The organism is Pseudomonas sp. P5_152, from assembly GCF_033989915.1.
In the GTDB taxonomy this organism is placed as follows: Bacteria; Pseudomonadota; Gammaproteobacteria; order Pseudomonadales; family Pseudomonadaceae; genus Aquipseudomonas.
In genome coordinates this window covers 463,499-482,350 of record NZ_JASFAH010000002.1, presented here as the reverse complement: position 1 = coordinate 482,350, position 18,852 = coordinate 463,499, and the positions used below count along the sequence as shown (strand labels likewise).

General features: G+C 58.4%; 11 protein-coding genes. 3 read left to right on the top strand and 8 right to left on the bottom strand.

Annotated elements, in window-relative coordinates; all coding sequences use genetic code 11:
- Positions 1 to 12 precede the first annotated feature (12 nt).
- Positions 13 to 2,607: a fimbria/pilus outer membrane usher protein gene (locus QMK50_RS01955; RefSeq protein WP_320332375.1), complete on the top strand. Its 2,595-nt coding sequence runs from the start codon at positions 13 to 15 to the stop codon at positions 2,605 to 2,607.
- Positions 2,604 to 3,728 (top strand): fimbrial protein, encoded by a 1,125-nt coding sequence (locus tag QMK50_RS01950; RefSeq protein ID WP_320332374.1) that lies wholly within the window; start codon positions 2,604 to 2,606, stop codon positions 3,726 to 3,728. Before QMK50_RS01955 ends, QMK50_RS01950 begins: the two co-directional genes overlap by 4 nt.
- Positions 3,729 to 4,125: 397 nt before the next feature.
- On the opposite strand, the gene QMK50_RS01945 is transcribed toward QMK50_RS01950, so the two are convergent.
- The 7 genes from QMK50_RS01945 to QMK50_RS01915 all read right to left on the bottom strand — a co-directional run bounded on the left by QMK50_RS01945 (position 4,126) and on the right by QMK50_RS01915 (position 15,100).
- Positions 4,126 to 5,175, bottom strand: coding sequence for an iron ABC transporter permease (locus QMK50_RS01945; protein WP_320332373.1), 1,050 nt, complete (start codon positions 5,173 to 5,175; stop codon positions 4,126 to 4,128).
- Between the two features lie 2 nt (positions 5,176 to 5,177).
- Positions 5,178 to 6,410, bottom strand: a complete 1,233-nt coding sequence (locus QMK50_RS01940; protein ID WP_320332372.1) for an ABC transporter substrate-binding protein — start codon at positions 6,408 to 6,410, stop codon at positions 5,178 to 5,180.
- A complete protein-coding gene (locus tag QMK50_RS01935) occupies positions 6,407 to 7,375 on the bottom strand; it encodes an ABC transporter ATP-binding protein (RefSeq protein WP_320332371.1) in 969 nt (322 codons plus the stop codon). Before QMK50_RS01935 ends, QMK50_RS01940 begins: the two co-directional genes overlap by 4 nt.
- Before the next feature lie 2 nt (positions 7,376 to 7,377).
- Complete coding sequence (locus tag QMK50_RS01930) at positions 7,378 to 9,435, bottom strand: TonB-dependent siderophore receptor (protein WP_320332370.1); 2,058 nt, start codon at positions 9,433 to 9,435, stop codon at positions 7,378 to 7,380.
- A gap of 802 nt (positions 9,436 to 10,237) precedes the next feature.
- Entirely contained in the window at positions 10,238 to 13,306 is a 3,069-nt protein-coding gene (locus tag QMK50_RS01925; RefSeq protein ID WP_320332369.1) for an efflux RND transporter permease subunit, read from the bottom strand.
- Entirely contained in the window at positions 13,303 to 14,409 is a 1,107-nt protein-coding gene (locus tag QMK50_RS01920) for an efflux RND transporter periplasmic adaptor subunit (RefSeq protein ID WP_320332368.1), read from the bottom strand. The genes QMK50_RS01925 and QMK50_RS01920 overlap by 4 nt, the downstream gene beginning before the upstream one ends.
- A 76-nt stretch (positions 14,410 to 14,485) precedes the next feature.
- Positions 14,486 to 15,100, bottom strand: a complete 615-nt coding sequence (locus QMK50_RS01915) for a TetR/AcrR family transcriptional regulator (protein ID WP_095168605.1) — start codon at positions 15,098 to 15,100, stop codon at positions 14,486 to 14,488.
- A gap of 89 nt (positions 15,101 to 15,189) precedes the next feature.
- Between QMK50_RS01915 and QMK50_RS01910 the strand changes: the two genes are divergently transcribed.
- Positions 15,190 to 16,617: an efflux transporter outer membrane subunit gene (locus QMK50_RS01910; protein WP_320332367.1), complete on the top strand. Its 1,428-nt coding sequence runs from the start codon at positions 15,190 to 15,192 to the stop codon at positions 16,615 to 16,617.
- 380 nt (positions 16,618 to 16,997) lie between these two features.
- Here QMK50_RS01910 and QMK50_RS01905 read toward each other — a convergent pair whose 3' ends face one another.
- Positions 16,998 to 18,653 carry an arylsulfatase gene (locus tag QMK50_RS01905; protein WP_095168613.1) on the bottom strand — a complete coding sequence of 552 codons (1,656 nt, stop codon included), beginning with the start codon at positions 18,651 to 18,653 and terminating at the stop codon, positions 16,998 to 17,000.
- Between the last annotated feature and the right edge of the window lie 199 nt (positions 18,654 to 18,852).

The following is an 18,852-nucleotide window of genomic DNA, read 5'->3' as shown; positions in this document are numbered from 1 at the left end:
CGCGAGTTATTTATGCAGACCTCTTCCCGCTCCAGGTTTCTTCTGGGGGCGCAGCCTCGCTTCGCCTTGAATTCACTGACCGCTTTGATTCTCAAGGTGTTGGCGATTACGCCAGGTGTGTGCGCGGTGCAAAGTGCGCTGGCGCAAGAGGTGCAATTCAACGACGCTTTCCTGCCCGAGGACTCGCGCAACCTTGATCTCGGCGCATACCAGGCCGGCAACCCGGTGATGCCAGGACAGTATCGCGCGGACGTGATCCTCAACGGTCAACTGAACAGTCGCCAGGACATTCGCATCGACGCTCAAGCGGATGGCAGCAACCCGGTGGTCTGTATGAGCCGAGGGCTGCTGGAGCGTCAGGGCGTGGAAATGTCCAGCTTGTCACCCGAGGCTGGCTTGGCCCTAGACAGTCCCGGATGCGTGTCGTTGGCCAGATTGATCCCCGGCGCCACCGCGAGTTTTTCACCGGAAAACCAGGCGCTCGACCTCAGTATTCCGCAAGCGACGCTCAAGCGTAATGCACGGGGTTACGTCAGCCCTGAGTTGTGGGACCGCGGTGTGACCGCAGGCATGCTCAGCTACAACTTCAACGGGAATCGCAACCGCACCCGCAGTGGCAACTATGATTCGGCCTATCTGGGACTCAACGCCGGCCTCAATTTGGGTGATTGGCGCTTGCGCCACAACGCCTCGACGAACTGGCAGTCACGTCAGGGCAGTAAGTACCAGGCCCTGGACAGTTATGCCCAACGTGATATCACCGCACTGAAAAGCCAACTGACGGTGGGGGAGTCCAATACCACGGGCGAGATTTTTGACACCCTGTCTTATCGCGGGGTGCAACTGGCCAGCGACGATCGCATGCTGCCCGATTCGATGCGCGGTTACGCCCCGGTGATTCGTGGCATTGCCCGCACCAACGCGCGGGTGACCGTTCGCCAAGCTGGCAACATACTGTTGGAAACCACCGTAGCCCCGGGTGCTTTCGTTATCGATGATTTGTATTCCACCGGATACGGTGGTGACCTCGATGTGACCGTTGCGGAAGCGGACGGTACCGAGCAGAGCTTTATCGTGCCCTATGCCTCGGTCAGCCAATTGCTGCGCCCCGGCACCTCACGTTTCAGCCTGACTGCTGGCGAAACCCGCAATAACTTCGTCGACGACCAGGCCCGCATGCTGCAGGGCACGCTGCAATACGGGCTTAATAACATCTTCACCGGTTATGGTGGTGTGCAATCGAGTGACGACTACATGGCGGCGCTCGCGGGCGTGGCCTTTGCTACGCCCATTGGAGCCATGGCTGCGGACGTGACTCATGCCCAGACCGATCTGGAAAGCGGAGCTGCCAAAGGCCAGAGCATGCGTCTTTCCTACAGCAAGAATGTGCTTAGTACCGGCAGTAACTTCTCAGTCGCGGCCTACCGTTTTTCCACCCGTGATTACCTGGATTTCAGTGACGCCGTACAACTGCTGGATGCCGAGAAAAACGGTTGGGACTCCAGCATGTTCGGACGTCCGCGCAGTCGTTTATCCGTCACGGCAGACCAGAGCCTGGGGACCTGGGGTCAGGTCGCGCTCAGTGGTTACGCGCAGAACTACTGGAACCTGCCAGGTAGTGACGTGCAGTACCAATTAAGTTACAGCAAGCAGCTCAGCCGAGTGAGTTTCAGTTTAAATGCCAACCGCAGTCGCATCGGGCTGGGCGATATGGAAAACAGCTTTTTGCTGACCATGAGTATGCCTCTGGAGTTCGGTGCTTCGAGCTTCGGTCCACAACTGACCGCTCAAGTTGGACGAGATATCCAAGGCAACTTCAACGAGCAGGCGGGTATCAGCGGGACTGCAGGTGAAGACCGCCAGTATGGTTACGGCGCTACGTTCGGTCATAACGGCGCCAGCAATAGCAAAAGTGCCTCACTCAATGGCCAATACACAGGCGCCCGCGCCATGCTCAGTGCTGCATTGGGGCGTGGCGATGGCTACACCAGCACGGCAGTGGGGGCCAGCGGTACGGTGGTCGCGCATGCCGATGGTGTGACGATGACACCTTATCGTGGCGAGACCATGGCGGTCGTCAGTGCGCCGGGTGCCGAGGGGGCGAAAGTGGCCGGCTACCCAGGGCTCAAGCTCGATGGCAGTGGCAACGCCGTGGTCCCGTACTTGCGCCCTTACCAATTGAACGAAGTAGCGATCGACCCAATCGGTAGTTCGCTGGACGTTGAGTTGAGCGAAACCAGCCAACAGGTCGCGCCACGTGCCGGTGCCGTGGTGCATCTCAAGTACACCACCAACCAGGGGCGAGCGGTACTGCTCAACGTACGGCTGGACGATGGCAGCAGTTTACCTTTTGGTGCCGGTGTGACCGATGCCGAAGGTGCCTCGGTCGGGATGGTGGGGCAGGGTGGCCAGCTCTACGCGCGCATCAAACCTGAAACTCGCCAGTTGTTTATCAACTGGGGCAGCAAGGCCCATGAGCATTGCGCACTGGTAATCCCACCTGCCCCGGGCGAGGAACAGCAATTGCAGCAGGTGGACGCCGTGTGTGCGGCCAGTAAACAGGTGGCTGACAGCGCGCGGCCCAACATGCAAAAGGTAGCGTTATGAAATTCGGCACATTGATTAAATCAGCGTTGGCATCTGCTGCACTGTGGGCAGCCTCCGGCACAGCAATGGCGCTGACGTGCACCTACTTGAATGGTATCCAGCCGGCGAATGGCTTTATGCCGCTGCAGGTATCGGCAATCACCGTGGGGCGCGATGTGCCGGTGGGCACGGAAGTTTATCGCCAGACATTCAGGGTTGCTTCAGGCCAGGCGCCGACGGTAGAGTGCCTGAATGCGCCGTTCCAGATTTGGAGTGAAATGAATGTTGATTCCTTCTATGGCTTGACCAGATGGTCCAGTGGGAAGTATGCCAACAAAGTCTACAGAACTGACATTGAGGGGCTGGGGGTCGCATTCAACAGTTTGGGTGGTACGCTGCCAAGGAAAAGCACTCCAGCTCCTACTACCTGTACCTCAGGCAGAAGATGTCTTGTGTCGATGGAGGGTCCTGCCAACTTTGAGTTGATTTTGATCAAAATTGGAGATGTGAGCCCAGGGGTGCTGATTGGCGCTAACTTGCCGACGGTGAGCCTGTATGCCAATTTCAACACCGTTAGATTGCTGGGCTTCGCCATGGGGGTATCTGGAAACATTCAAGTTGTCTCGCGCACCTGCAGCACACCGGATGTGGTGGTGCCGATGGGAGAGCACCAGACCAAGACCTTTACCGGGCCCAACAGCGCCAGTGGTTGGAAAGAGTTCTCCATTGCGTTGAACAACTGCCCGGCATTCAACGGTACATACGGTGTGAACGCTCCAAGTTGGACTTCGCAGAGTGGCAAATTTCCTAGCGGCACAGGTACTGGCGGAACGCGGACCAACAACAGCCTGCAATATCGAATTACCCCCGCTCGAACAGCGATTAACGCGAGCAACGGTGTGATGAGCCTAGATCCAAGTGCTGTGGGTAGTCCGCCTGCCGCTAGCGGCGTTGGTGTCCAGATTGCCACGCCCAATAATGCACCCGTGCCCCTAGGGACGAACCGAAATAGCAATCTGCCCCTGCAAACGAGTGAGGGGAATTACTCCATCCAACTGCGGGCCCGCTACCTGCAAACCGAGAGCAGCGTGACGCCAGGTCCAGCTAATGCGTCGGCGACGTTTACGATTATTTATCAGTGATGTTGTGTACCTGCGCAGTTGGAGCCGTGCCCCCGGTTGCACGCAGCCATTTGCGTGATCAGCTTGCCGAGGCTGTTATCTGCGCCGTCCACCGAGAGCATGTTTGCGCCGTACAGGAAGACCCGGCCAAGACCCTGAGAATCGAGGCGTTCTCCAAGGCATTGGCCAATGTTTGAGATCGAGTGATTGCTAGCACAGGTGGATTTTACGTAGTTCGCGGATTTGCTGTAGCTGCGCCATGAACGACACTGTTGCTCATGGCTGCATCCACTGTTAGCAGTCTGAGCCCCAGCAGATACTGGTTGGTCTGATCGTCGTTGCTTACTGTGGTGTCTGCCTAAGCGTGAGCTTGCATGCATCGAGGGATAATTTCGCACGCACCCTGGTAGGGCAGGAGTCAAGGCCTGGCGTGTGGACGCAGTAATACGTAGAGCGCGATGGGTGCACCCACCAGGCCGATCACAGCATTGAGGTGCAGCACGTGTCGGCTCCACGGCAGATGAGTGACCAGATCGGCAGCCAGCCCAAGCGAGGAACCCAGGAGCACGGCCGCAGGCATCAGCAGTCGGTGATCTGCGCTGGGTATGAGCCCTCGGGCGACTTGCGCTGCGACCAGGCCAAGAAAAGCCACCGGTCCGCAATAGGCGGTGACCAGCCCGCAGAGCCATGCCGCGATAAACAGGGCGATCCGGCGAATGCGTTTTACCGGCATGCCCATCGACGCCGCATAACGGTCGCCAAGGAGCAGCGCGTTAAGAGGCTTGGACAGTGCCCATAGGGCGGCAAAGCCAAGCAGGACTCCGGGTATCAGCAAGCGCAGCTGCGCGCCAGTCGCCCCAGCGAAACTTGCGTCATCCCACGCCTTGAAAGCCCGCGCCTGGTTCTCATCGACAAAGTGCAGCAACACACTGATCAAGCCCACAGCCATGTAACCCAGCATCAGCCCGCTGATCAGCAGGGTGATGGTGTTGACCCGCCCGGAAATAAACGCCAGCAAGCTCAACAGCAAGGTCGATCCCGCAACGGAGGCCAGCGCCAGCCCGACGTCGCCTGCCAAGCCGAACTGGCTCAACCAGGCGCTACCTGCCACACCGGAAAATGTCACCAGTACGGCGGCGCCCAACCGCGCGCTGTGGACGATGCCGAGGACATAAGGGTCCGCCAGGGGGTTGCGGAACAGCGTCTGCAGCAACAATCCAGCCGCCCCCAGCGCCCCTCCGCTGACCAGCGCATTCAAGGCGCGAGGCAGACGAAACTGAAAAAGGATGTTGTGCCAGACAGTCTCGATCGAACCGCCCGCCAGTGCGCCAAGAATCGCGGTGACCGGGATGTCTACAGCGCCGATGGTCAATTCAGCGATCAGCAAGGTCAGGGTCAAGAGCGCCAATAACACGTAGCGGCACCCAACGGGCAGGTAAGTGAATGAAGGGGCGTGTTTGATGATCATGGTCATGGCAACTTGCGAACAAATACGTTGGAGGGGAGGGCGGAAGGCGACAGTTGTGGGTGCAGCACTTGAAGCAGTTCGGCCAACAGCACGTGCGGCCGGGTCATGCTCTGGTCCTGATAGGGCGAAGCCCAGGCACCTGTGTAGCCTTGGTCGAAGGCATATACCCGGCCCTCACGCGCTGCACGAAACCAGCGACTGTGCGGGCTGGTTGCGAGCATCTGCGGCAGCGAGGCATACCCAGGCCTGGCACCCAGCCAGAAGGGGGCCGCAGCGCCTTTCTCGTAGATGTGTTCGAAACTTACCTGCACCAGACTGCCACGCTCCCGGGACTGCTCAAGCACGTATTGCCCACCCGCATCGGCAATCAACCGGGCCCGCTGATTGAGGCCACCAAACACCTCGAAACTGCCCCGACCAGAGGGGAAGCCCGCCATGACCAGAGGACGCTGCTGCAGATCGCTGGTCAATGCGGCCCAACGCAGATAGTCGTGTTCAATCGCAGCGAATTGGCGATTGGCTTGAGCTTCGCGGTTCACCAATAACGCCAGGAACTTCAACCATTCAGCCCGGCCCAGAGGGTGGCTTTCAAGATGATCGGCCTGAGGCAGGGCCAGCACGCCGACTTGCTGCAACTGCGGATGAATATTGAATTGCGGGTTGGCGGAGAAGAAACTCAGATAGACATCCGGCTGGGCCGCCATGATCGGTTCGATATTTGAGTGGGCATTGCCCCACAGCTCGTGGATGTGGCCGCTTGCAACTCGTTTGCGCACTGATTCCACGGTAGGCGCGCGGACATTCTCGATGCCCACCAGCCGGTCAACGATACCTAGCTCATCCGCCGCCCCCAACATTGCCGAGTTGCCGGTTGCCAGGCGCTGAATCGGCACCTGGACCACCAGTGTTGCAGGCGAATGCGCAGGTGTCGGCGTACCACACTGGACTAAAACAATCTCGAGGGGCTCTCCCACGTTGACGCTGGAGCGAAATCGCAGGCGTTTGAAATTCAGTCCGTATTCAACGGACAACTGATCTGACCAGCTAAAACTGGCGCGCTGCGGAAAGTAGTCGACACCGGCATGATAGTCAGCAACGCATGCCTCCAGTTGGTTGTGTTCGGGCTGCATACCGACGTTATGCGCAGGCTGAACGCGAGCCAGCGAAGCTTGGCGCGCATCGCATCCTGGCACACAAATCAACAGTAAAAGCACCGCCCACAGATGCCAACTCATGGCAATGCCTCCAGCGCCACAACCAGTTGCCCGAGACTGCTGAAGCGCTGAGTTCGCTCACCGTCACGCAGACGAAAATCCATCGGCTCTGCGCTGATATGCAGGGTGGCGTGCTCGGCCGCCTGGTAGCCGATCCGGTGCAAGGCGCGTTGCGTCCACACGCGTGTGATCCCAGATGCTTGCAAGCGCACGGGACGCCCCGGCCTGGCTGCAAGGCCCCACTCGCCACGTTCCAGGTCAAAGTGCAAGCCACTGCTGGAGAAGGTTTGGCCAAGCCGTCCATCAAGCACCAGATCCTCCGGGGCGCCACACTGCAATTGGCGCGACTGATCGATCAGCCACAGCAGGTCGGCGCAGCGCAGGGCAAGCTCGAGGTCATGGCACGACAGAAGAATGGCCAGATCCCGCTCTCGTGCCAGCTGCTGCAGCAGCCGCAAGGTTTCAATGCGCCGCGGCAGGTCCAGGAAGGCGGTGATCTCATCCAGGATCAGCACCTTGGGCTGTTGTGCCAAGGCGCGTGCCAACAGGACTTTCTGGCGCTCGCCGTCGGACATGTTTGCCACCGCCTTGGCTGCCAGACCCGCAGCGCCTGCGTGTGCGAGCGCCTGGGTGACGATGTGCCGATCGTGTTCGTTGAGTCTTCCAGCCCAGCCGACATGCGGATAGCGTCCGAGCGCGGCCAGTTCAAAGCCGCTAAGTGCGCCCGGATCGACCCGATCGGTCAACACCACGGCCATGCGTTTGGCGCGTTCTGCCGGGGCGAGGGAATCAAGCGGCTGCCCATCCAATTCGATGCGCCCTGAGACAGCCCGCTGCATGGCGCTCAATGTGCGGATCAGCGTCGACTTGCCGGCGCCATTCGCGCCCAGCAGACACACCAGGCGCCCTTTGGGTAAATGCAGGTCGAGTGGACCGAGTACGGCTTGTCGGCGGTATCCGACTTCTAGTGCGTAGCTGCGCAGCATGCTTAAAACGCCGCGCCAAGGGTAACCATCGCAGTACGCGGAGCCCCCGGATACATCGGCACGAAACTGCCGCCCGAATCGTAGTAGCGCTTGTCAAACAGGTTCTGCACATTCAGTTGTACGCGGTAGCGCAGTGCCTGGCCGAAGCGATACGTTACGTTGCTATCCCAGCGGGTATAGGAGGGCAGGGTAAAGGTATTGCTGTTGTTCGCCTGCCGTTCACCCACGTAATTGGCACCCATGCCGATGCTCAGCCCTGAAACACCAGGCAAATCGTAGGTGCTCCATAGACTGGCGTTGCGTTGCGGTGCGTTGGCCAGGCGATTGCCTTGCAGGCCACCGTCGCTGTCTTTGCTGATGGTGGTATCAAGCTGGGTATAGCTGGCAAGCAGGCGCCAGCGCTCGGTGACCACGAACGGCAGGTCAAGCTCCCAGCCTTTGCTGCGTTGCTCGCCCACTTGAATGCTGTAGGTGAACGTAGGGTCGTTCGGGTCGGCGACCAGGCCATCGCGACGGCGAATATCGAAAACCGCCAAGGTCGGGGTGAAGCGCCCATTGAGCAGGCTGAGCTTGGTACCCACTTCGAACTGCTCGCCTTTCACCGGTTTGGCGAGTTGACCGCCTTCAAGGATCCCGTTGTTCAATTCGGTGCGCATTGAACGCGACCAGCTGGCATAGAGTGATAAGGCTTCGACCGGCGTCCAGGTGAGACCCACGCGGGGGGAAAAGGCGTTGAAGGTTGCGGTTGATGGCTCACTCAGTCCGTAGTAGTCGTCGATGGCCGAGGCGTCGATTTGATCGAAGCGCCCGCCCAGCAACAGGCGCCATTGCTCCCTGCTGCCAAAGCTCAGTTCGTCCTGGGTGTACAGCGCCCAGGAGTCGTTGATGAAGCGCCCTTCGCCTGTCGGGCTCAGGGGTGAAGGGGGAGTGCCATACACCGGATTATTGAAATCGATCGTGCTGCTGGTACCGGCCGCGGAATCGTAATCCCACCAGTCCCGGCTGTACTCGGCACCGAACAGCAGTCGGTGATTGATCGGGCCAGTGCGAAAGCTGCGGCTGATTTCTGCCAGCGCGGTCGCGTCTATCTGGCGATCATGATTGAGCTGCGGCCGCCGGCTGACGGTGGGATTGTCCTCGCTGCCGCCGATTCCGCCATTGACAAAGCCGTAGGCGTACCACGAGGTTTGCAAACGCGAATCCGAGGCTTGAATGGCCGCATGCAGATCCCAGTCATCCGTCAAAGCGTGGTCCAGGGTTACCGAGGCCAGCTTGCTGATGGCGCTGTTGCGGGTGTCAGGCTCTGCGAAGTTGCGCTTGATTGGCGCATCCAGATAACGAGGGTTGTTACCGAATCCGCGGTCCATGTCGGCGACCTTGCGCGCGTATTCAAACTCGAAGGTCAGTGAGGTCTGCGGTGCCAGCTGCCACGTCAACACGGGCGAGAAGAATTTGCTCTCATTATTGACGAAGTCGCGGAAGCTGCCGTTGTCCTGCCAGGCCGCGGTCAAGCGATAATCAAGTGTTTCGCCGAGGGGGCCGGTGCTATCGAGTGTGGTGCGGTAGAAGTCGTAGCGGCCGGCACTCACATCGACCTGAGTGCGCTGCTCGTGTTGAGGTTTCTTGGTCACCAGATTGACCACGCCACCAGGCTCAAAACGTCCGTACAGGGCAGACGCCGGGCCCTTCAATACTTCTATCTGTTCGATGTTGACCAGTTCGTCGACGCTGGCGAAGCTGCTTCGGCGAATGCCGTTCTTCAGATTGCTTTCCGTGGCAAAACCACGCAGTCGGAATCGATCATTCAGCGCGCCAAAACCCACTTGGTTGGTAACTCCCGGCACGGTCCTAATCGCCTCACCCAAGGTCGTGACTCCCCGATCTTCAATCAGCTCGCGGGTAACCGTCTGAATGGAGAAAGGCGTTTCCTTGGCTGGGGTAGGGCTCTTGTTTGCCGTCGGCGCTATGGTCGAGCGGTACCCTTGTTCACGGGTACCGAAAACTTCCGTCGCGCCCAGCTCGAGAGTCGAATCATCTGCGCTCCCTGGCGGGGAAAACATGCACGCGATCCCAGCCAGAAAGAGGTGTTTAGAGGAGGATTTGTTTGTCATTGAGAGACCGGAGGTGCGTGGGTAGGCTGAAAGTTTACGCATCTACACATTGTTATAACATAACAATAGATGAGTTTTTCAGCAATCAAGGAATACCCCGGGTGGCGACAGCGCTGTCGGCCCACTGCGCGGATCGGCGTGCAAATTGCCAAGAACCGGGTTACCGACGTCGATCAGTCATATTGCGGATTAAATGCGTGCCAGACCGAAAATATACAGTTCGATCCGTACTATGTGCTTCATATGGTTTGGGGGTTTCCTTCTTCAAGGAGGACACGGCCGAAGAAAGTCTGGTTCGTGCGTCGCTGTTGGTCGATGTCGGACAAATGACCTTTGGCACGAAAAACAAACTTCTGATCGGCCCGGGTTACGAATATTGGAAGCACAAATATGGCGCGATCAACAAGCCCGGGACTGACACCTACGCACCGACAATGCACCTTGAGTGGCATTTCTAAACTGGATCGCCTGATTTGTACGGCTTGAAAACATAAGCATTAGCAGCCCTGGCAAACACCCGCCCCCTTGTTGCTCCCTTGGTTTGGGGGGCGGTTTTAGGCGCCCTAGTGGCTAATGCTGATCAGTTAAGCCCTTTTGTAGGAGCGAGCTTGCTCGCGAAGAACTCAAAGGCGCCGCGTTTATACTGGATACACGCGTTATCGTTGACGTTTTTCGCGAGCAAGCTCGCTCCTACAATTGACAGCGTCGCTTAACTGATCGGCATTAGCCCTAGTGGCGCCTTTTTTTGCAGTCAATTTGCCGCTTTCACCGGGCGAATCTTGAACCAGATTGAGTACATCGCTGGCAGGAACACCAGGGTCATGACGGTCCCCACGAGGGTGCCGCCAATCAAGGTGTAAGCCAGCGTGCCCCAGAACACTGAGTGCGTGAGCGGGATGAATGCCAGGATCGCCGCCACTGCTGTGAGCAATACCGGGCGAGCGCGCTGTACAGTCGCTTCGACCACCGCATTGAACGGCTCAAGCCCGTCCTTGACGTTGTGATCGATTTGCCCGATCAGGATCAACGTGTTGCGCATCAGGATCCCGGAAAGTGCGATCAGCCCGACAAGGGCGTTGATCCCGAATGGCTGGTTGAACAGCAGCAGGGTTGGCACTACTCCAATCAATCCCAGCGGTGCGGTGAAAAACACCATCACCATCGCCGACATCGAACGTACCTGAAGGATGATGATCAGCAAGGTGATTGCGATCATGATCGGAAACAGTGGTGCCAATGCCACAGTGGCCTTAGCCGACTCTTCAATAGATCCGGCCTGCTCGATGCGATAGCCATCTGGAAGGCTGGCGATGATCGGCAGCAGTTCTTTCATTATCTTGTTGGAAACATCCGGTGGTTGCAGATCCTCGGCAATGTCACCGCGTACGGTGATGGTCGGTGCCCGGTCTCGACGGCGCAGAATCGGGTCCTCCATACGTACCCTGACCTCACCTATCTGTGAAAGGGGAATGCGCTGGCCGGCGGCGCCCACCAGTGTGAAACCCTCGATCTTCGCAGGATCCAACCGAATATCACCCGCTGCTCGCCCCACCACCTGCACTGAACGAATGTCTTCGCGCACAGAAGTGATCGGGATACCTGAGAGCAGGAACTGTAATTGCTGGGCAACTGCGCTCGACGTCAGCCCGAACGCCTGCAATCGATCCTGATCCACAGAGAAATGCAGCGTGGGCGTTCGTGGCCCCCAATCGCTGTTGACGGTGCGCATCAGCGGACTCGCCTGCATGACGGTTTCAATTCGCCCAGCGATCTCTCGCAACGTGTCGGCATTCGGCCCCGTCACCCGATACGCAACCGGAAACGGTGAGTAAGGACCGAACACAAGTTGCGTAACTCGAACCCGAGCCTCAGGTGCGAGCCCTTGAGCAACAGCCTCACGAATCCGTAGCTTGAGAGACTCGCGTGCCTCCTGGCTTTGCGTCAGTACAACGATCTTGGCGAACGATGGGTCCGGTAGCTCTGGTGCCATTGCCAGATAAAAACGCGGCGAACCCTGCCCGATATAAGACGTGACGATCTTTGCTGCATCCTGCTGTTGCAGCCATGCCTCGATTTTAGCTGTCGTGGCGCTGGTCACCGCAATGGCGGTGCCATAGGGCATTTGCACTTCGATCAGTACTTCGGGACGATCCGATGTCGGGAAAAATTGTTTCTTAACCAATCCCATCCCGAGAATCGCCACCACAAACGCAGCGATCACCGCACCTGCCACCCACCATTTGCGGGCAATCACCTGAGCCAGCAGTCCTCGAAAACGGTTGTAGTGGGTGGTGTCATAAATAGCGGCATGTCCCCCTGCAACGGGCTTGATTGCAGGCAACAGCTTCACCCCCAGATAAGGCGTGAAGACCACTGCAACTACCCAGGAGGCAATCAACGCGATGCCGACAATCCAGAACATGTTGCTGGTGTACTCGCCAGCAGTCGACTGCGCAAAACCGTTGGGCATGAAGCCGACAGCGGTCACTAATGTACCGGCAAGCATCGGCGCTGCTGTGTGGCTCCAGGCGTAAGCGGATGCCTTGATCCGGTCGTAACCTTCTTCCATCTTCACCACCATCATTTCGATGGCAATGATCGCGTCATCCACTAACAGACCCAGCGCGAGGATTAATGACCCCAGGGTAATTCGGTCAAAGTTCTTGCCTGTGGCCGCCATCACCACGAAGACAATCGCCAGTGTCAGCGGCACGGCCGCGGCGACGACGACACCCACTCGCCAGCCCATACTGAGGAAGCAGACCAGCATCACCACCAGCAGCGCGACGAAGAATTTGATCATGAACTCGTCAACGGCCGAACTGATGTTCACCGATTGGTCAGTGACCTTCGCAAGCGTCATTCCCAACGGCATGCCTTGATTGATTTTGGCCGTTTCGGCATCCAGCGCTTTACCCAGGTCCAGGCCGTTCCAGCCGTCGCGCATCACGACGCCCAACAACAGGGCCGGTTCACCCTGGTTGCGCACCAGAAAAGTCGCGGGGTCTTCGTACCCACGCTCGACTGTCGCGACGTCTGATAGCTTCAGGGTTTTGCCCCGCGCCACAATGGGTGTGTTGCGGATTTTCCCCAGCGTGTCGAGGGCCCCATCCAGACGGAGAAACACCTGGGCCCCGCTGGTTTCAATCGAACCGGCAGGGGTCAAAACGTTCTGGTTATTGAGTGCCGAAAAAATCTCCTGCACAGAGATACCCAGGGTGGCCAACCGCTCATGGGAGAACGATACGAAGATCCGCTCGGCTTGTTCACCGATGATATTGATCTTTTTCACCCCCGGGACATGAAGCAAACGCTGGCGCAGCGATTCAGCATCGCGCACGAGTAAGCGTTGAGGTTCACCTTTAGCCTTTAGCGCAAACAGGGCGAAGGTCACGTCCGAGAATTCATCATTGACCAGCGGGCCGATGACGCCCGCAGGTAAGCTTTTCGATGCATCATTGAGCTTTTTACGCGCTTGATAAAACTCCTCCTGCACTTGCGAAGGTGGGGTTTTATCCAAGAGTGAGACCATGGTGAAAGCCAGGCCTGGCCGGGTGTAGGTCTCGCTACGGTCATACCATTTCAATTCCTGCAGGCGCTTCTCAAGTGGTTCAGCGACCTGGTCCTGCATCTCTTGCGCGGTCGCACCTGGCCATACGGAAATCACGGTCATCTGTTTGACGGTGAATGGCGGGTCTTCTGCGCGGCCCAGTTTAAAAAATGAAAGCGTTCCCGCCACGCCGATCAAAAAAATCAGGAACAGCGTGATGGACCGTTCGCGAACGGCCAGTGCAGAAAGGTTGAAACGGCCCCCGCTCATGGTCGTTCCCCTTTGATAACGTGATCCGGTTGCTGGACCAGCACCTCCTCACCCTCGTGGAGCAGATGCACTCCCAAGGCAACGATCTGTTGACCGGGCTTGAGGTCGCCACTGACCGCCGCCGACTCGTCGCTCAACCCCAGCAGTTGCACAGCGCGCCATGAGACGATTGCTGGCGTGCCCGTTACGATCCATACGCCCGGCCCCTTACCGGCGTCGTAGATGGCGGCCATTGGAACCGCAAGCGCAAGCTGGGCAGGCGTGTCGTCAGCGATGCGCAGCGTGACGGTAGATCCCAGCGGCGGGTTGGCGCTTGAGTCATCGAGCACATAGCGCGCTTCGAACGTACGCGTGAGCGGATCAGCTGCGTCGGACAGCAACCTCAGCTTCGCAGGGAGTGTCGTCGTACCATTGCCGTACAATTTGGCCTGAGCCTGGGCGCCAACAGCGGGGCGCAACGTTTCGGGCAAATGGACGATAGCCTCGCGTGGTCCGGCCTTGGCCAACTTGACGACGGGTTGACCGGCACTGACGACCTGCCCAGGCTCGGCCAACGTGTCAATCACTACACCGTCGGCATCGGCGAGTAAAAGGGCGTACCCAGTGGCGTTGCGAGCGACATTGGCCTGGGCTTGCGCCGCGTTGAGGTCTGCCTTTGCGGTGTCAGCCATGGATTTGATCCGGTCGTACGCCGAGGCAGAGATTGCACCGGCGGCGACCAGATCGCGATTTCGCGCTTCGTCATCGGCTGTTTGTTTGGCCCGGGCAGCCGCGGCCGCAACGGCTTGCACCTGGGCTTGAGCCTGGAGACCAAGGTCAATGGGATCCAGGCGCATCAGGGGCTGGCCCCGTTTGACTGCCTGCCCGGTGTCAACCAAGCGCTCCAGCACCTTCCCCGATACACGAAAGCCCAAATCGCTTTGCACGCGAGCGACCACCACACCGGTAAACGAGCGCGATGCGCCATCAGCGCTCGCGACAGTAGCGGCTCTTACCAGGGGCGGTTGAGTTCGCGGATCGCGCGCGCTCGACGATTCACCGCAGGCAGTCAAAACGAAAGGCAATAAGCAAACGGCAATGGTTGCAGATCTGGACCGAAGCATGGGATCCCTGACTCATATCAAGTGAACAGGGAACCGATTCTCTATTTAGTGACCAATATAGTCAATAGTCACAACCTCAAGGCGCCAGGCTACGCAGTATCAGGGCCGACAGGTGCACCGGGGCCGTCGTGACGATGTCCAGGTTGTACTGCAACTGCACTGGGCTGATGTAGGGGCGCATGACCAGATGAATCGCCTGGACGGCCTCATCCAGGGGAGTCTTGCGCTCGAACTCGCCCAACTGCCGCCCTTCGAGAACAATCTCCTGGACCAGCAGGCGCAGGCGCTCGTCGTGTGCCTTGGCAGAGGGCCACTGGTCGCGACCCGCGACAGCGGCGATGTCATAGAGCTTGCGGTCGTGAAAAAACAGGTCACTGCCTGCCTCGACGAGCGCGCGGAACAAGCGCCGCAGCTTCTCGGAGGCCGTTGGCGCATCCGCGATCGCCGCCTCCACGATGGCCATGATCATTGCCAGCCGATTGGCGCAAATCACCTCACCGATAGCCTGTTTGGAGTCAAAGAATTTGTAGATATAGGCTTTGGAGAAGCCAATGGCCTTGGCCAGATCGGAGACCGTGGTCTTCTCGTATCCGTAGTGTCCGAAGTGCTGGGTGGCCGCTTCCACGACCTGGTCACGCACGCTATGGTCCGATGGACCGCGTGCCGGGGTCGTCTTCGATTGATTAGTCATATTTGCAGCTTAGCTCCACGAGCCCTGATTGACAACGAGTGACCATATTGTAATGTCGTCACAACTTAAATCTGCTCAGGGGAAGTTCAATGCGCCCGCTCTCTACGTACGCACTGGTCATAAGTACCGGCCTACTGGCGAGTTGCGCCGTAGGTCCGGATTATCAGCGTCCAGATGCTCCAATCAATGATCGTTTTCTGACGCAACCGGGTAAAGAACCGAATATTACCGTGCGCTCAGCAAGCAATGTCGTTTGGTGGGAAGGTTTCGCAGATCCCATGCTCAGCGACTTTGTCTCACAGGCCCTGATCAAGAATCTCAACCTGGCCCAGGCCAATGCGCAACTCACCCAGGCACGGGCAGCTCTGGGCATTGCAACGGCGGCACTTCTACCCTCGGGCAGCACCAGCGCCCAAGCGGCACGTGCCTATCAATCAGTTGAAACGCCACTCGGCCAAGTCCTTGACTCGACGCCCGGCTATGATCGCTACGGCAACGCCTACGAAGCTGACCTCAGCGCAAGCTGGGAATTGGATGTGTTCGGCGGTCTGCGCCGCGGCAGACAGGCTGCATTGGCTGAGTACGAGGCCTCTGAAGCAAGTGTCGTCGCAGCAAGGCTTGCAGTCGCCGCTCTGACGGCTGATACCTACATCACCATCCGGGGCCTGCAAACCCGATTGGCCATTGCCCAGCGACAGGTCAAAACGCAGGAGGATCTGCTAGACAAGGTTCAGCTGCTTTACGGCAAGGGGCTGGCTGCGCAATACCAGCTGCGCCAGACCGAGGGCGAGCTTGCGCAGGCCCAGGCGAGCGTGCCGGTCTTGCGCACGGGACTTGATGCGGCCATGAATGCGCTGGACATAATGCTGGGCGTCCCCCCCGGCACCCATCGTCAAACCTTGGCGACAGCCAAAGGTATTCCGCAACCTGCGCAGCTGACGTCGACCGGTACACCCGCGGATCTGCTGCGCCGCAGGCCTGACCTTATCGTGGCTGAGCGTCGCCTCGCCGCCTCAAGCGCGCGCATTGGAATGGCGATGAGCGAGTATTACCCGAAGCTCTCCCTTAGTGCGTTGCTGGGCAGTGCGACAGCCGTTTCAAGCGCTAATCTGTTCAGCAGCGGAGCGAGCCAATCGGCAGCCGTACTAGGGCTGCGATGGAGGCTTTTCGATTTCGGCCGGGTAAACGCTCAGATCGAGCAGGCCAAGGGCAGCGAAGCGCAAGCCCTGGCCGCTTACCGCCAGTCAGTCCTGCAAGCCACTGGAGATGTTGAGAACGCGCTCTCTTCCTTGGCCAATCGCCAAGCCCAGGCTGCCACGCTGGGCAGAGGTGAAACCGCTCTTGCCTTAGCGAGACAATCCTCGTTCATGGGATATCAAAAAGGCGCGATCAGCTTGATTGAGGTGCTACGTGCCGATGAAAAGCTCCTGCAGACATCCGACGCCCGGGCCCAGGCACAAACGGAATCGGCGCGCTCGGCGGTTGCTGCATTCAAAGCACTCGGTGGCGGATGGTAACCCCAAGAGGGGACAGATCTATTTAACTGAAATAAGCAGAAACGGCAGAGGTTTATTTCCCATGACGTGACAGTCTGGCCCTAGCCGATTGCTGGGGATTGCTCATTCACTGAATGAAATCGGCCTCGATGCAGAGGCTGCGGCATGGGTTGGGGAGCAGGCGCTCGCCGGTATCTCCTCTTCGGACAGTAATGCCTGTGTCCTCAGTGCGGCCGAATATTGCCAGATTTTTTGCAGCGCCGTGCAGGGTGTCCTGCCTTCGCGAACCGCCTGGCACTGACTGGACACTGGGCATGACCCGATATTTCTGCGAAAGAACACGGTTGACGCTGTCATTAAGCGGTGGCCGTAGATAAAGCCGCCGCTCATTGCCTGCTTAACTAGTTTCCGGCGGGCATCGGCAAGTGAATGCCTTCTTTTTGCAGTTCCTCTCGAACCGACTGGAACTTTTGATATTTCGACAGCTCGATCGGTCCGTCGTAAGTCATGCTTTGCATCTTGCGAGGCGGGTATTGCACGTAGGTCTTCATCAAGTTGCTGATGGCGATGCTGATAGGAACCATCGACCAAGTGCGTTCGGTAAAGTTGTTCATGAAGATGTCATAGCGCTCCTGCGGGTCCTGCAGCAAGTCGAAGACCTGCGGTACGGTTGCCACGTACTTGCTGGCGCCTTTCCAGCCCTGATTGGAGTCGACCGCCAGGCCACCGGTCTGGGCGCCGTCATCGCCGCGCAGGTTGAAAACGGCCTTGAAGTTGCCGACACGGGCGGCACCGGGCGACAGTTCGTTTTCCGTGAAATAGAACCACTCCTTGCGGGGTGAGGGGCCGGTCCCCAGCAATACCGGGGTCATGTCGTAGCTGTCGAACATGATCGGCTGACCTTCGCGGTCTTTCTCCGGCAGTTTAATCCCGGCCACCGACGCGAATGTCGCCATCAGATCCAGGCCTCCGATGATGTCGTGGTTTTTCATCGCAGGTTTGATTTTTTCCGGCCATACCATGATTGCCGGTACTCGGTTGCCACCTTCGCGTACCGTGCCTTTGGTGCCGCGGAAGGGCGTATAGCCGGCATCCGGATAAACGTCCTGCCAAGCGCCGTTGTCGGTGGTGTAAACCACCAGGGTGTTCTTATCCATGCCCAGCGCTTTGAGCTTGTCCATGATGCGGCCAATGCGGGTGTCGAGTTCCACCACCGAGTCGGCGTACTTGGATTTGGAAATCGACTTATGTACGAATTCCGGTGCCGGCAAATTCGGCTGATGCACTTTCATGAAGTTGACGTTGATGAAAAACGGCTTGTCGGACTTGGCGGCGGTATCGAGAAACTCCATGGCGGCTTTCTCGACATATCCGTCAAAGTAGGGAATCCCGACCACACCGGGTTTTCCATCGATAACCGGCGTATCGACATACTCGCCGTTGATCTTGAATTCCTCGACCGGTTTTTCACCTGCCTTGCCGGACAGCGCGCCCTTGGTGACATTGGCGAACATGGCGCGGGTCTCGGGGTCCATGTCCGGGAACCATTCTGGATCGGCATAGGTGTAGGCGTTGAGGTGATAAAGGCCGACGTACTTCATGACGTCGTAGCCCTGGGCATTGGGCATGGCGTAATCGGCTTCGCCCAGGTGCCACTTGCCGGTGAAGTAAGTGTCGTAGCCACCGGTCTTGAGAACGGAGGCAAGGGTCCATTCGGCTGCCGGCAAACCGCCACCCTGGCCCTGAAATGCCACAGTGGTCATGCCGCTGCGGTTGGGAATGCGCCCGGTCTGCATGGCTGCCCGGCCGGGAGTGCAGCTGGGTTGGGCATAGAACGAAAAGAAAGTGGTGCCTTGCGCCGCCAGTTCGTCGATGCTCGGTGTCGGCATGCCGCGACCTACACCGCCGCCATAAGGGCCGAGGTCACCGTAGCCGGTATCGTCGGAGACTATGAACAGGATATTGGGTTTTTCGGTCTGGGCTGCATGGGCAACGTTGAGGGCGATGAGCAATGAGCACGCAAGGTAGAACTTGGTACGATGTGAGAGCCGTTTCATAAGCGGTACCCTATCGAAGGTTGACCCTTTCAGTTGTTACGCACACATCAAGTACGCAACGATCAGGATCTCGGTGAGTAAATCCCCCTACGCCGTGCCAAAAGGCAGTTCAAGGGGGCCAACCGACCCATCGAAAGAACTCCCGTTTAATTCAAAGCACCCAAAGAGCCTAGTAGGTTAATGGCATCTTGCGCGAAAT

Bases quoted from the DNA above. Each gene is read 5' to 3' on its own strand.
- QMK50_RS01950 (WP_320332374.1), top strand. From the start codon at position 2,604: ATGAAATTCGGCACATTGATTAAATCAGCGTTGGCATCTGCTGCACTG.
- QMK50_RS01905 (WP_095168613.1), bottom strand. From the start codon at position 18,653: ATGAAACGGCTCTCACATCGTACCAAGTTCTACCTTGCGTGCTCATTG.
- QMK50_RS01935 (WP_320332371.1), bottom strand. From the start codon at position 7,375: ATGCTGCGCAGCTACGCACTAGAAGTCGGATACCGCCGACAAGCCGTA.
- QMK50_RS01930 (WP_320332370.1), bottom strand. From the start codon at position 9,435: ATGTTTTCCCCGCCAGGGAGCGCAGATGATTCGACTCTCGAGCTGGGC.
- QMK50_RS01940 (WP_320332372.1), bottom strand. From the start codon at position 6,410: ATGAGTTGGCATCTGTGGGCGGTGCTTTTACTGTTGATTTGTGTGCCA.
- QMK50_RS01910 (WP_320332367.1), top strand. From the start codon at position 15,190: ATGCGCCCGCTCTCTACGTACGCACTGGTCATAAGTACCGGCCTACTG.
- QMK50_RS01920 (WP_320332368.1), bottom strand. From the start codon at position 14,409: ATGCTTCGGTCCAGATCTGCAACCATTGCCGTTTGCTTATTGCCTTTC.
- QMK50_RS01945 (WP_320332373.1), bottom strand. From the start codon at position 5,175: ATGATCATCAAACACGCCCCTTCATTCACTTACCTGCCCGTTGGGTGC.
- QMK50_RS01915 (WP_095168605.1), bottom strand. From the start codon at position 15,100: ATGACTAATCAATCGAAGACGACCCCGGCACGCGGTCCATCGGACCAT.
- QMK50_RS01955 (WP_320332375.1), top strand. From the start codon at position 13: ATGCAGACCTCTTCCCGCTCCAGGTTTCTTCTGGGGGCGCAGCCTCGC.
- QMK50_RS01925 (WP_320332369.1), bottom strand. From the start codon at position 13,306: ATGAGCGGGGGCCGTTTCAACCTTTCTGCACTGGCCGTTCGCGAACGG.